The sequence below is a fragment of the Imperialibacter roseus genome (genome assembly GCF_032999765.1).
Lineage (GTDB): Bacteria > Bacteroidota > Bacteroidia > Cytophagales > Cyclobacteriaceae > Imperialibacter > Imperialibacter roseus.
Map to the genome: position 1 here is coordinate 1149943 of NZ_CP136051.1, position 13927 is coordinate 1163869.

General features: G+C 47.7%; 10 protein-coding genes. 5 read left to right on the top strand and 5 right to left on the bottom strand.

All coding sequences use genetic code 11. The features are described from left to right. Positions 1 to 357 precede the first annotated feature (357 nt). Positions 358 to 3039 (bottom strand): valine--tRNA ligase, encoded by a 2682-nt coding sequence (locus RT717_RS05045; RefSeq protein WP_317490644.1) that lies wholly within the window; start codon positions 3037 to 3039, stop codon positions 358 to 360. 157 nt (positions 3040 to 3196) lie between these two features. On the opposite strand from RT717_RS05045, the gene RT717_RS05050 reads away from it, so the two are divergent. The 5 genes from RT717_RS05050 (at position 3197) to RT717_RS05070 (ending at position 8173) form a co-directional block, all read left to right on the top strand. After that, positions 3197 to 3943: a YybH family protein gene (locus tag RT717_RS05050; protein WP_317490645.1), complete on the top strand. Its 747-nt coding sequence runs from the start codon at positions 3197 to 3199 to the stop codon at positions 3941 to 3943. 235 nt (positions 3944 to 4178) lie between these two features. After that, positions 4179 to 5300 (top strand): MFS transporter, encoded by a 1122-nt coding sequence (locus RT717_RS05055; protein ID WP_317490646.1) that lies wholly within the window; start codon positions 4179 to 4181, stop codon positions 5298 to 5300. 58 nt (positions 5301 to 5358) lie between these two features. Continuing rightward, the gene (gene fahA / locus RT717_RS05060; RefSeq protein ID WP_317490647.1) at positions 5359 to 6633 is read left to right on the top strand and encodes a fumarylacetoacetase; all 1275 of its coding nucleotides are present in this window, start codon (positions 5359 to 5361) and stop codon (positions 6631 to 6633) included. Between the two features lie 12 nt (positions 6634 to 6645). Further along, positions 6646 to 7272, top strand: a complete 627-nt coding sequence (locus tag RT717_RS05065; protein WP_317490648.1) for a GDSL-type esterase/lipase family protein — start codon at positions 6646 to 6648, stop codon at positions 7270 to 7272. A 1-nt stretch (position 7273) separates the two neighbouring features. Next, positions 7274 to 8173, top strand: coding sequence for a flavin reductase family protein (locus tag RT717_RS05070; protein ID WP_317490649.1), 900 nt, complete (start codon positions 7274 to 7276; stop codon positions 8171 to 8173). Positions 8174 to 8279: 106 nt separating this feature from the next. Here the strand turns inward: RT717_RS05070 and RT717_RS05075 are convergent, their stop codons facing one another. From RT717_RS05075 to RT717_RS05090, 4 genes are all read right to left on the bottom strand, one after another. Further along, positions 8280 to 9698: an HmuY family protein gene (locus tag RT717_RS05075; RefSeq protein ID WP_317490650.1), complete on the bottom strand. Its 1419-nt coding sequence runs from the start codon at positions 9696 to 9698 to the stop codon at positions 8280 to 8282. Between the two features lie 288 nt (positions 9699 to 9986). After that, positions 9987 to 12056, bottom strand: coding sequence for a TonB-dependent receptor plug domain-containing protein (locus RT717_RS05080; protein WP_317490651.1), 2070 nt, complete (start codon positions 12054 to 12056; stop codon positions 9987 to 9989). Further along, positions 12020 to 13099 (bottom strand): hemin-degrading factor, encoded by a 1080-nt coding sequence (locus RT717_RS05085; protein WP_317490652.1) that lies wholly within the window; start codon positions 13097 to 13099, stop codon positions 12020 to 12022. The genes RT717_RS05080 and RT717_RS05085 overlap by 37 nt, the downstream gene beginning before the upstream one ends. Next, positions 13099 to 13926 carry a heme ABC transporter ATP-binding protein gene (locus RT717_RS05090; protein ID WP_317490653.1) on the bottom strand — a complete coding sequence of 276 codons (828 nt, stop codon included), beginning with the start codon at positions 13924 to 13926 and terminating at the stop codon, positions 13099 to 13101. Before RT717_RS05090 ends, RT717_RS05085 begins: the two co-directional genes overlap by 1 nt. Position 13927: the final 1 nt, after the last annotated feature.

Consider the following 13927-nt stretch of genomic DNA (forward strand, 5'->3'; position numbering starts at 1 on the left):
TGGGATCGCCAAAAAGCCAAATTTTTAATATTACAAACCCTTGTTGTCTGGAATAATTAAGATGTGTCAATTTCCTGAAAATTAACGAGACAGCTGAAAGTATTCAACGAGTACAGTTGGCAAAGCAGCATACGAAGCTTTTGTCTCAATAACTGACTTGTTCTCACGCCTGATTGTGAAGAGCGGTAGATTTGATTGAGACAACAGAAGTCGTGTATAAGCTCGCTGATGAGTCCTAAGCAAGCTGATGGAACGAGAGTAATGCGTAATTCATAAAATAAAAAACCGGGCGTCTCCACCCGGTTTCCATTATCCTCTTAAGCCTCGAAGCCTCATCTCAAATCAGCCATCTCAAATTTATAATCCCTTAAGCGCCTCTTCCAAACTCTTGATCTTTCCTTCGGCATCTGCCATCTTCTGCTTTTCCATGGCCACTACCTGCTCGGGTGCACCGGCCACAAAGCGCTCATTGCTGAGCTTCTTCATTACTGAAGCCAGAAAGCCTTTGGTGTAGGCCAGCTCTTCTTCCATTTTCTTGCGTTCGGCTTCTACATCAATTTTCTCACTCATAGGGATGTAGAACTCATCACCTTTAATAACAAACTGTGTGGCGTTATCCACTTTGTCGGAAGTAAAGCTTACTGAACTCAAATTGCCCAGCTTTTGCATGATGGGCATAAAGGATTCATACAATCCTTTCTTTTCTGTATTAATCAACAGATCAAGCGCTTCTTTTGGAGAAAGGCCTTTGGCGTTTCTCGTGTTACGACACTGGCCAACTGCCTCAAAAGCCCAGCTAGCCTGCTCCAAAAGCTCCGCATCAAAAGACTTTTTCTCTGGCCACTCAGCAACGATGATGCAGTCTTTGTCACCTCTCTCCTTCATCGCATGCCAAAGCTCTTCGGTGAGAAAAGGCATAAATGGGTGAAGCACCTTCATCAGGTCTTCAAACAGCCTGATAGTCGCATCGTAAGTAGCTCTGTCAATCGGTGCCTGGTAGGCAGGCTTGATCATTTCGAGGTACCAGCTGCAGTAGTCATCCCAAATGAGCTTGTAAACAGTCATTAGTGCATCGCTCATGCGGAACTTTTCGAAATGATCTTCCAGCTCCACAAGAGCCTGATTGAAACGACTCTCGAACCAACGGATGGCCATTTCGTTGTCCTTGCCCGAAAGGCTGTCATCTATTTCCCAGCCACTTACCAGGCGGTAGGCGTTCCAAATCTTGTTGGAGAAGTTGCGGCCCTGCTCCACCAGCTTTTCGTCAAACAACAGGTCGTTGCCTGCCGGCGAGCTGAAAAGCATGCCGGTGCGCACCCCGTCGGCGCCGAAGTCACGGATGAGGTCGAGCGGGTCGGGCGAGTTGCCCAGCGACTTCGACATTTTTCGGCGCTGCTTGTCACGCACAATGCCTGTGAGGTACACATCTTTAAACGGACGTTGATCAGTATACTCATAGCCTGCAATGATCATACGGGCCACCCAAAAGAACAGGATTTCCGGAGCTGTAACCAGCGTGTCGGTAGGGTAGAAGTAGCCTAGGTCTTTGGTTTTTGATAAGTCGATTTTGCCTGTTGCCTTGTCGAAGCTTTCGTCGGCAAAGCCGCCAAAGGTCTCAGTAGGCCACAACCAACTCGACGCCCAGGTGTCCAGTACATCGGAGTCTTGCTTCAGCTCTTCAGCCTTCATTGCAGCATTGCCACTTGCCTTTCTGGCCATTTCCAAAGCTTCTTCCATGGTTTCGGCTACCACAAAGTCATTTTCACCTTCGCCGTAATAGTAAGCGGGAATGCGGTGACCCCACCAAAGCTGCCGACTGATACACCAGTCACGCACGTTTTCCATCCAGTACGCATAGGTGTTCTTGAACTTGTTGGGATGCAGTTTCACCTCATCGTCCATCACCGCTTTGTAAGCACGGGTGGAAATATCTTTCATTTTAATGAACCACTGTAGCGAAAGCTTGGGTTCCACCACGGTGTTGGTTCTCTCGGAGCGACCTATTCTGGTAACGAACTCCTCTGACCCAACAAGGATGCCAGCAGCGTCGAGGTCTTTTACGACCATTTTCCTTACCACAAAGCGATCTCTGCCTACATAAGCAGGCACTTCACACTTTTCGTTCAATGTGCCGTCGAGGTCGATGGTGTCGATTACCTGCAGGTTGTGGCGCTGTCCAATCTCGTAGTCATTGGGGTCATGGGCAGGTGTTACTTTCAGGCAGCCGGTACCAAACTCCTTGTCAACGTAGTCGTCGGCAATGATCGGAATTTCCCTATTGATAAAAGGCACAAGGGCATGCTTGCCGATCAAATGCCTGTAACGCTCATCTGTTGGGTTGACAGCAATGGCAGTGTCACCCATAATGGTTTCTGGCCGCTGCGTCGCAATGACTACAAACTCATCGGGGGGGCCTTTGATGGCATATTTTACAGAGTAAAGCAGCGACTTCTCGCCGTCCTCCTTGTAGATTACTTCTTCGTTGGAAAGGGCAGTTTTGGCTTCGCAGTCCCAGTTGATCATGCGCAGGCCACGGTATATGTAACCCTTCTTGTGCAGGTCAACGAATACCCGGATTACCGCTTTATAGTAGTCGGGGTCCATGGTGAATGCCGTACGATCCCAGTCGCAGCTGGCACCCAGCTTTTTGAGCTGCTCCAGGATGATGCCGCCGTATTTTTCTTTCCATTCCCAGGCATACTTCATGAACTCGTCTCTGCCGATCTCCGATTTCTTGATGCCTTTTTCACGCAGCATGGCTACCACCTTGGCTTCCGTAGCGATAGAGGCATGGTCGGTGCCCGGTACCCAGCAAGCCTCAAAGCCCTGCATACGGGCCTTACGGATGAGTATGTCCTGAATCGTGTTATTGAGCATATGGCCCATGTGCAATACGCCGGTGACGTTTGGTGGAGGGATGACGATTGTGTAAGGTTTCTTGTCCGGATTGGGTGTGGCTTTGAAAAAACCTTGTTCCATCCAGTGCTTGTACCATTTGTCCTCTACCTGAGTCGGGTCGTATTTGGTAGCCAGTGCCATAAAGTGTCTGTATCTTCTTTTGTTGAAATTCGAGGGGCAAAAGTAATCAAAATCTGAAAGAATGAGGGTGTGACTCCCCCTGCTTTGTTAAACTTTCGAAGTTTATGGAGATTAGTGTTATCGACTTATATTATTCCAGATGACTATGATAAACTTAATGCGGAAAGTATTGGTGATAGCCTTTTTGGTTTGCGACATTTTGGTGTACGCTCAGTCAGGTAATCACGGCGCTGAGAAGGCTGCCTGGATGAAGGCTGTGACGTCAGAGGAAGTCGACCTCGGCAAGAAATATACAGACAAGGCCATTGTGGTGCATGCTGATAGTGAGGGATTGAAAACCATAGATGTAGATAACATTTCCGACTTCTATAAAAACCGAAGGTGGGAAAGGGTGGAGTCATTGACTTCTATTGCAGCCTTTAACGCTAGTACGCACATTGGCTATGAGATAATCACTTTTAGAGCTAACAATGAAAACTATATTCAACTTGTCATCTGGAACCAAAAGGAGGGTAGGCCACTGAGGGAACTTGAAGTACTTGCGAAGTCTGAAAGCGAAGACAATGTAGGCCACGAGGCGATCGATGCGGCAAGAGACGAGTGGATTCGGGTTTGTAATGAGCACGATCCTTTGAAGTTGGTAGCCGAGCGGTATATGCCCGACGCTTTGTACTATAATCATAAACCGTTGGTTGTGGGCACTGAAGCGATAGCAAAACAATACGGATATATGGGTAACTCCAGCTACCAATTGAACCTGACGCCGCTGGTAACTAAAATGGCGACCTCAGACCTGGCATTTGAAATTGGGCAGTGCTCGGGGAGTTACCAGGGGAAATATCTGTTGGTTTGGCGCAAGAGTGCGAAGAATGGCTGGCAGGTAGCGTTCGACTCGAATATTTGAGTTCTGATAATTAATGGGTTAACTTAGGCTGAGGAGCTTTTTGAATCCAGACGTGCCCTCCTGCTGGAAGCCTGGCGATGTTAATGTGTATAGTGGTCGCCACCTGGGCACTTAATTCATTGGGCTAAAATTTTCAAAACAAGAAATCCAATTGAAGGTTTCTTCACGTAAGTAGCTTCATAATGTTTCTTTGAACATTAGTAACCTTACAAAAACGAATTAATTAACAACTAAAATGGAATTAACTGCAACAGCACCTTCAACCTCTGGCGAAATTCAATGGAAGCAACTATGGAGCCTCGTAGCCCTTTATGCATCGGTCATTATCGGCTGGATTGCCTACTACAACTACCAGCCAATACTCCTTCATAAATACAATTTTACTGACCTCACTCTATTTCTTTTTATAGCTCAGGGTATTATTATGGTGGTTACCCCACCTATTGCCGGACTTTTGGGTGACCGGTTCAGAAAATCAAAGGGCAACAGACTTCCGATCATTAGTGCTGGTATCAGTGCTGCGGCCATGGTTTTTATGTCTGTGGCATTTACGCTGATCATGGATCCGGGAGAAACCTTTAAATGGATACTTCCTATCCTTATTGTATTCTGGCTGGCCTCCATGAGTATTTTCACCAGCCCTGCTATTTCTACGATTGACCTGTTTGCCCCATCAAATAAATTACCAAGGGCGATGGCCATTATCACTATTGTGTATGGTGCGTTGTATGCTCTCGAGCCAGTGATTGTCGATCTGGTGGATTTCCTGGGAGCGCCAATTACTTTCGTTGTTGGAGGCATAATTACAGCCGGTTCAGGCTTCTTGATGAAAAAGAACATGGGCAATAGCCTGGACGGTATTGTGACTGACGTAAAGAAAGAGGACACAAAGAAATCTGACTATACTTATGCATTTATTGTCGGTTTGGCTTTTGGGGTGTCCACTACGATTCTTTTCAACTTGTTTCCAGGTTGGTTGGAGCCTAAAATAGGACACGTATTTGACGTAAGCAGTAGTGTGATTATTTCCATAGTGCTCTTCCTCTCAGCTGTATTCTCACTGCCGATAAGCCGAATGGTTGAAAAACGTCCAATTTACATTTCGTTGTTGATTAGTATCATAGCCATCTTTGCTATCATCTACGCCATTTACTTTGTAGAAAACTCATACGTAACCATCGTATTGCTTTTACTTTTCTCCTTCTTCTACAGCATGGTATCTGTATGTGGTCTTCCGGTGGCTTTGAGCGTGATCAACGACAAGAACAAAGTGTTTGGTGTGGGCATCTTCTTTAGCGGCTTTGAATTGCCCAACGGAATTCTCGAAGCGGTACTGGTGGCTCAGGGACTTTACTAATTAAGATTCCTTGATCATTCTTTTAACTTTGCTGTAGTTGAAAGAACAAGACCCAAAGATGATTATAACAGCAAACGAACCCTCATTAAAATCATGGGTAGAAGTCAGGCCAGGGTCTGACTTCCCCATTCAAAACCTTCCCTTCGGTATTTTTCAAACAGCGGACACCCAGCCAAGAGTTGGTGTGGCCATCGGAGACTATGTGCTTGACCTCAAAATGCTGGCCCACGAAGGGTTTCTGGAGGCGCTTCATATACCGGAATCGGTGTTCGCCCAACCCTACCTGAATGAATTGATGGCCTACGGAAAGGAAAAGATCACTGAGGTGAGGAACAGAATAGCCGACCTTCTCAATGTTGAAAATGAAGATCTCCAGGATGAGGAGGATTTGCTGGCTGACCTGCTGGTGCCGATGAAAGAGGCGAAAATGCTCATGCCGGTGCTGGTGCGGGACTACACCGATTTCTACTCCAGCAAAGAGCACGCCACCAATGTAGGCACCATGTTTCGTGATCCGGCTAATGCCTTGCTGCCTAACTGGAAGCACTTGCCCGTGGGCTATCATGGCAGGGCGTCGTCCATCATTGTCAGCGGGGAACCTATACGTCGGCCGAAAGGGCAGCGAAAAGATGGCGACAAAGACCAGCCGGTGTTTGGGCCGAGTGGGCGCCTCGACTTCGAATTAGAAATGGCATTTATCACCTGCAAAGAGAACAAGCTGGGTGAAAGCATTTCTACATCGGAAGCTGATGACTACATTTTCGGCTTTGTACTTTTCAACGATTGGTCGGCCAGGGACATGCAAGCCTGGGAGTATGTGCCGCTCGGGCCGTTTCTTGCCAAAAATTTTGCGTCGTCTGTGTCGCCGTGGGTGGTGACCCTCGATGCACTGAAGCCATTTAGAGTGGCGGGCCCAACGCAGGAACCGGAAGTTTTGCCTTACCTGAAGGCCGAAGGTCTCAACAACTTTGATATCAACCTCGAAGTGGGGATTCAGCCAAAAGGAGGTGCCGAGAAAGTGGTGTGCCGATCCAACTTCAAACACATGTACTGGAACATCCGCCAGCAGCTAGCCCACCATACTATCAACGGATGCAATATCAATGTTGGCGATATGTATGCTTCCGGCACCATCAGTGGCCCAACGCCAGACAGCTATGGTTCCATGCTGGAGCTCGCCTGGAAAGGAACGAAGCCCATTCCAATGCCTGACGGAACGAATCGTAGCTTCCTTCAGGATGGCGACACGGTAACCATGCGTGGCTTTGCAGAAAAAGATGGGATAAGAATTGGTTTTGGTGAAGTAAAGGCTGAAATTTTACCAGCTACTTAAACACTTTGCCCTATGAAATCCATTTTTCTTACGCTTATGCTTGCAGGTTTTTTTATGGTTAAGGCCCAACCAATCAAAGTGGCCTGTGTTGGTGATAGTATCACCGAAGGTCACGGCATTGACGAGGAAGACAAGCGATACCCGCAAGTACTGGGCCAGCTGCTTGGTGCTGATTATGAGGTTAGAAATTACGGCATCAGCGGAAGAACACTATTAAAACAAGGGGACTTTCCCTATTGGAACGAACCGAAGTACAAAGAGGTGTTGGCGTGGCAGCCTGACATCGTTGTCATCAAGCTTGGCACGAACGACAGCAAGCCACAAAACTGGAAATACAAGGGAGACTTTATTGACGAGTACCTGGAGTTTATCCAGTCATTTGCTTCGTTGCCCAGCCAGCCAAAAATCTACATTTGCCTGCCGGTGCCGGTTTACAAAGATGCTTTTGACATTACCGAGGAAGTAGTAAAAGGAGGTGTGATTCCCAGAGTGGAGCAAACGGCAAAAGAGACCAAATTGAAAACGATTGACCTTTACAAGGCGTTGTCGGGGCATCCCGAAATGTTTCCTGACGGAGTGCATCCCAATGCCGCCGGAGCAAGCCTGATAGCCGAAGCTGTTTACAAGAAAATCAAATAACATGGATCAGCTGATGACCATTGACCCGAAGGATATAAGCGTTCCGGCTTTGCACGGGCTTATGCAGGGAGTGGTAGCCCCGAGGCCTATAGCATTTGCCAGCACAGTTGATAAAGATGGAAAGGTCAATCTCAGCCCTTTCAGCTTTTTCAATATGTTTAGTTCCAACCCACCCATTCTTATTTTTTCTCCATCAAGAAGGGTGCGGGACAATTCCACCAAACACACATTGGACAATGTGCACGAACATGGTGAAGTGGTGATCAATATTGTGAACTATGCCATGGTGCAGCAAATGTCGCTATCGAGCACGGAATATGAGAAAGGTGTCAATGAGTTTATCAAGGCTGGGTTTACGGAAGTTCCTTCAGAAAAAGTGAAGCCGCCGAGGGTAGGGGAGTCGCCAGCAGCTTTTGAATGTAAGGTGAAGCAAATCATTCCTCTCGGAGACCAGGGCGGTGCTGGCAATCTTGTGATTTGTGAGGTGTTGCTCATACATTTCAAAAAAGAAATACTTGACGAACAGGGGAGAGTGGATACAGAAAAGGTAGACACCGTTGCTCGCATGGGAGGCAACTGGTATTGCAGAGCCCACGGGGAGGCGTTATTTGAAGTTCCAAAACCCCTGGAGACCAAAGGCATTGGGGTGGATCAGCTACCTGAGCGTATAAGGCTAAGTAATGTGCTTACTGGCAACGATTTGGGCATGTTAGGTAATGTGGAGCACCTGCCAAGCGATGCAGAGGTAAGAGAGTACCATAAGCACGAGAAGGTACAACTGCTGGTAGCGGAATACGAAAATGACCCAACTGGTTTTGAGGAGGCACTGCATCAGCTCGCCCAGCAATACCTGCATGATGGGTATGTGGAGATAGCGTGGAAGATTTTGTTGCAGATTTAGAAAGAGCGGAGAAAAGGAAAGCCGCCCCTTCCGGAACGGCCTTGCCTACTACTACATCCTACTTAAACTACTTGTTATTCAGTAAACTCTTAGCAGCCAGGATGCTTCAGTCAAGCAGTTCGTAGGCTATCTGCGGTTTCCCACGCTCGCCTCCCTGCATCAATGCAGTAAATTTCAGTTTGTAGTAGTTGCCACTTGTGTCTTTGATCACGTAGAACCTGTCCTCATATACACCCGGCTGACTTCCACCAGGCCCACCTGTTACTCGCCAGGTCGAGCCGATAGCAGTCTGGCTTTCACTGAATTCCAGGCTGGCTATGTCGCTGCTGCTGAAGCTCTCGTAGCTTTTAGTTTCCGTTACCACCATGGCCGTTTCTACTCCGGCTGTATTTTGCAATACGATGTCCTGGAAATAGTAAGGGATAGCGCCGCCGCCAAAATTGGTGGAATTCATAAAGCCAGTCCAGGCAATGTCCCACTTGTCTTTGGCTGGCTCTACGTCCACAACGCCGTCCTCAAAGTGAGCATAGACAAACTGTTGAGCTTCTACTTTGTCAATTTCCAATTCTGAAAAAGTGGTAGCGGAAATGTCGGCATACTGAAGAAGGTAGCCGTCTGCCGTTTGGCTTATCTTGATTTTCTTCCAGCCTCTTGTTTCGCCTGGAGCGCCAGCAGTAGCGGCAGGCGCTTCCCCCCGGTTGATAATATACACAACATTTTCATCTGCCGTAGCTGAAATTTCCGCAATGGCAGTTTTGTCCAGGTCACCGCTTGGGTCATCGATCCAACCAAAAGCATCGGTAGAAAAAGCATTGATGCTCATGGCTGCTGCAAACCCAACTGTGTCGGTAGCAGTTACTTCTGCGAGATCTGTCTTTTCCAGTGCCTGGGCAAACATGGTAACCGACGAGTTGAGAATAACTTTGAAATCGACTCCTGAGTAGAAGCCGAGATCCCATCCATTGCGGTTCACTGCTGTTTGGCGGTTGGCACTCAGGTCAATGAATACCTTGTTGGAGTAGGTAGCTCCTCCTCCTTCGATGTCGATCTGACCTTGTGCCGCCAATATCTCAGCAAAGCTGAGCGTCATGGTGGCGGTGGTGCCAGGCAAAAGCCCATCGGTAGAAGTTGAGAGGGTAAACGTGATCACCTCATCTCCGTCGAAAAGAGCTGCATCAACCTTGGAAACTGTGAAGGATGCCTGCTCGGCACCTTCAGCAACTGTAAGGGTGATTGCGTCGTTGCTTGCTGCGGGCGTGGTGGTGAACTTGGTTCCGTAGGCAATGTTTTCTCCGGCAAGCTCCACCGTGATGTCAGCGGTTGCCACATCCAGCCCTCGTGAAAATGAGAGAACCACGTCAAGTTCGCTTTCATCTTCAGAAATGCTTTGCTGAGCTGATGGAAAATTGACAAGATTGTCAGGAAGGGCTGGTTCATCGTCGCCGCATGCTGTTAAAATGGCTGCCGAGCATATTGACAGGATAAAATATTTGGCTTTTATCCAATGCGTAATTGTTTGTTTCATCTGTATAAAATTTACTTTTTAGCGGCCAGATGGAATAGCCAAAACCTTTTGGAAGCGATAGTCGACTATTCTCCGACTTTATTCATTCCGCTGGGTATGGACTTTCCTTATGGCTATTTCATGTGCATATAGTTTTGTTTTTAAGGCCACATGGAATAGCCAACATCCTTTTGGAAATGAAAATAGGTTGTTTAACGACCTACCTCATTTCGTTGGGTATGACTATTCTTATGGCTACTTCACTATTAATTTTAATTAGTCTTATTATAAATAGAATTAGAAATTTTTTTACTTGTTCAGGTTGAAACTGAGCCCCAGAAAATAGGATCTTCCATAACCAATAGGCCTGGCACCTCCTGTGCTATGCGCTCCTCCGGTGTCTGTTGATGTGTTGTTTACATTCGTTACGTTGAGGAGGTTTCTTACTCCCAGCGTGGCACTCAGATAGCTGAATAGTTCCTTGCTGGTGGTAAAGTCCATCATGTGGTATCCATCAATTTTGGCTAGGCGAATAGCTTCACTACCAGTATCGTCTGTGCTCACTTCATAGTTGGGCAATGAACCGGTGTATTTGTAGAATACATTCAAGGTTAATCCGGCTGAAGCCATTTGATAGTTGGCCACCAAATTAGCTTCAGGCGCCCATGTGAATTCGGGAAGCTCGCTATCGTCGCCTATTAGTTGATTGTATCGTCCGGTATACGAAACCCCTGCTTTTACTTCAAGTGCTTTGTTTGTATACGTTGTGTTCCACATAAGTCCCTTTGTTTTAAACTTATCAACATTGATGTAGGTCGTGATCAAGCTGTTGCTGGGTTTCTGTCCGTAGCTAATCATGTTATCTACTGCGTTAAAGAAACTATTCAGCGTCATGTCAACCCTCGATTTGGTTGTGCTCATCACCTTCCAGCTAAGTCCACCATTCACACTGTTAGATAGTTCGGCCTCCAGGTCGGGGTTTCCTTCGATGGAATGGCTGGCGTCGTAGAAGTTGAAGTACAGTTCTCTTAATGACGGCGCCCTGAAGCCTCTTGCATAAGCAGCCCTCAGTACCAGATTGTCGGTTAGCTGAAACTTGGTATTGATGGAAGGAACTGCTGGTGGCGCCTGGTACACCGAGTTTTTGATTACCCTAAACCCAGGCCTGATGCTTATTCTGTCAGTTGGGGTGTATTCAGTGGAAAAGAAGAAAGCGTAGTCGTTCAGCCAGGGAGCGTCAGCACTGATGCGGCCCCCTTCTCCCTGTTCCAGGTTGATGTCGTAGCCTGGCTGAAATGACCATTGAGGTGAAAGTTGATACTGGAAAGTGCCTCTGAGGCTAACGCCGTCATAAGAGGATACATCCTGTAAACCTGCCCCAAGGGCCAGCCTCACATCGCCAGTCTCCTGATCCACTGTGGTCGTAAGCGTGCGTCTGCTAAAATTGATAAGAGAAACAGCGCCGTTATAGCTCAACTTGTCAAATAGCCTGGTTTGGCCCTGCAACTGGTGGTTAAACCTTTCGGTCATATACTCCTGATCAAGCGCCTCACCGCCATAGAAAGCGCCAGGGTTTTGAATAGATTCGTCCAGGTAGTCGAGCTTGTAGAAAATGTTTGATTTATCATTTCTGAAGCCGACGAGACCGCTGGTCAGCCATTGGTTTTTTGGGTGCCATTGTTTGTCCCGGCCCTCGGCGTTACCCTGCCATCCATAAAACTGGTTGTGACTCAGCCTGGCCTGGGTGTACACTTTGCCCAGCGTATAGCCTGCCCCCATGCTTTGATTGTGAACGCCCTTGTCGAATCCGTATTCCGATCCGGCAGACTCTTCCTGCACCCGGGCATCCAGTGAAAGCTTATCATTCTCTGGCTTTTTGGTAATGATGTTGATGACTCCTGCCAGCGCATCGGCACCATACACTACCGACATGGGGCCTTCCACTATCTCAATCTTCTCAATATTGTTGACATCGACCTGATTAAGAGCGCCTGAGTTAGAGGTGCCCTCCCTCGTAATCAAAGGCATGCCATCTATCAACACTTTGATGTTTTGACCGCCCAGCCCCTGTAGTGTCATACTCGACTCACCAAGCGCCATGTCCTGAGAAAACCTCACATTGAGTTCTGTCTGCAGCACATCCTGCAAACGATTAGCTCCTTGTGACTGGATTCTTTCCATAGCAATGGTTCTCACCTGATACACCGACCTACTGGCCGATTGAGATTCAAACTGGCCTGTGATAACAATGTCGTCCATCACGTAGCTTTTCAGGCTATCCTGCGCCACGAGGCCAGAATGGAGAACCAAAAGACAAGTGAAGAGAAAAACTACTCGCATCCCTATAGCTTTGGTAGTGAGTCGACTAATTGCTTCCATGCCTCCAATTCAGGAATACCTGGCTTTCTAAGGCCAAAAAACTGGGCAATCATATTCTTCTCTCCATCGAATACTTCAATGCTGGTGACGTTACCTTCCGATGTGGGTTTGCGTACTACCCAGGCAGTTTGGCTGGCCTCCAGCTTCAGGTGCATGTTGAACTCCGGGTCGAGGACATTGAGCCATTTTTCCTGGCCCTCAAGAAGGCGGATCGTTTTTACCTTTCCTTGCTGAATTTGCAAGTTGCCCCTGTTTCCAGCAAAAATCATGACGGGAAGTTGGGTGCTTGCGGCAGTTTCGAGCACGTGCTGAAGGTTGTCAGTGCTTATGGGATAACTGAAAGTGCCATTGGCAATTTCAAGCGCCTTGTAGCGATGCACATTGTGCCTTTTCAGCATGCCAAAGAAGTCGTGTGTGTCTTTCAACTCGCTCCACTCTTTAAGAAAGGCGGGCTTGTCAATAGCGTCCCCAAATGTGGGTTGGCTGTAAGGCTCCACCGTTTGCCCCGGCTCCTGGTTGTCGGACCGGTAGTCTTCAACAATTTTCAGAAAGGCGTCGTTGTTGCTTTTTTCCTGTAGGTAAATTTTGGTGATCGCCTCTCCGGCCTTATCGAAAATCTGCAAACTGGTGAGTGTTCTGTCGCCTTTGGTCATTTGGTGGGCAAACCCAACGTGCCAGGCACTAAAGAAAACACGGGTTTCTATAGGGCCAATCACCGTTGCCATGGCTCTTTCGCCTTCGCCAAAAGTTTCCACTTTCTGGAACTTGCCCTTGTGCTCCAGCACACATGCGCCATTTCTGGTTAATGACATCACGTAGCCAAGCTCTGGCAGTCGTTTCAAAAAATCAGGCCAGCTTCGTTCAGGGGTGGCTTCCAGTCTCACACAGGCAGGGCCTACTTCTGTTGCCAAAAGCTCTGCTTCGCTTACTCCCAGCTCCTGAGCAGCATTTCTGATTCTCACATTTGGTTGTGCGGCTTGAATCTCTGCCCAGGCTTTTTTTAATGCCTCAACATCAGTTTTATCGATTGCTAAGTTTTCCATTATCTGCTATTTATAGTTTCGTTCAAAAGGGGTGTAGTTTCAAAAGGGATGGACCCCTTTGTGTATATCATAGGTATGTCGCTATTCTCACTGTAAATCAGCTCGACCGGGTATGAAAACGTATGCTCGATCATTTCTTTTCGGAGCATAAGCTGGCTGGGGCCCTGCCCCACTTCTTTCCCGTTTTTCATAAATAGAAAGTAGTCGGCATACTGAGCGGCAAGGTTGAGGTCATGTATCACAGCCGCTACTCCATATCCACGCTCCACGCACCTTTGCCGAACGATGTCGAGCAAGCCATGCTGCTGCGCTATGTCCAGGCTTGAGGTCGGTTCGTCGAGTAGGAGGTAAGTTGGGTGCTCTTGCTGGTCGTGCAATTGAGCAAGTACCCTGGCCAGGTTCACTCTTTGCTGCTCGCCGCCCGACAGTGTTTGATATACCCTATGCTTCAGGTGATAAACATCTGCCTCCTGCATTACTTCTCTCGTAATTTCTTCGTTTTGACTATTGGTTGTGCTGTGGGGGGTTCTTCCGAGCATCACCACTTCTTCAGCAGTAAAGGCCAGACTCAGGTGTGTTTTTTGGGGAAGCACCGCCCTGGTCAATGCCAACTCCCTTGAAGTATAGGTGGACATTGCGTGATTGTTGATGCTTATTTCTCCTTCGTCAGGGAGTATGTCCCGGCATAGTGCTTTCAAAAGTGTTGATTTGCCGGCACCATTGGGGCCGACAATGGCGGTAAATTTTCCAGGGAAAACTGCGACCGACACCTGATCGAGAATTTTCTTTGTGCCCGCTGAGAAGCTTATATTTTTTGCCTGATACATG

Excerpts from the sequence above, each read along its gene's own strand:
- RT717_RS05075 (WP_317490650.1), bottom strand. The coding sequence starts at position 9,698 with ATGAAACAAACAATTACGCATTGGATAAAAGCCAAATATTTTATCCTG.
- fahA (WP_317490647.1), top strand. The coding sequence starts at position 5,359 with ATGATTATAACAGCAAACGAACCCTCATTAAAATCATGGGTAGAAGTC.
- RT717_RS05085 (WP_317490652.1), bottom strand. The coding sequence starts at position 13,099 with ATGGAAAACTTAGCAATCGATAAAACTGATGTTGAGGCATTAAAAAAA.
- RT717_RS05080 (WP_317490651.1), bottom strand. The coding sequence starts at position 12,056 with ATGGAAGCAATTAGTCGACTCACTACCAAAGCTATAGGGATGCGAGTA.
- RT717_RS05045 (WP_317490644.1), bottom strand. The coding sequence starts at position 3,039 with ATGGCACTGGCTACCAAATACGACCCGACTCAGGTAGAGGACAAATGG.
- RT717_RS05050 (WP_317490645.1), top strand. The coding sequence starts at position 3,197 with ATGCGGAAAGTATTGGTGATAGCCTTTTTGGTTTGCGACATTTTGGTG.
- RT717_RS05055 (WP_317490646.1), top strand. The coding sequence starts at position 4,179 with ATGGAATTAACTGCAACAGCACCTTCAACCTCTGGCGAAATTCAATGG.
- RT717_RS05090 (WP_317490653.1), bottom strand. The coding sequence starts at position 13,926 with ATGTATCAGGCAAAAAATATAAGCTTCTCAGCGGGCACAAAGAAAATT.
- RT717_RS05070 (WP_317490649.1), top strand. The coding sequence starts at position 7,274 with ATGGATCAGCTGATGACCATTGACCCGAAGGATATAAGCGTTCCGGCT.
- RT717_RS05065 (WP_317490648.1), top strand. The coding sequence starts at position 6,646 with ATGAAATCCATTTTTCTTACGCTTATGCTTGCAGGTTTTTTTATGGTT.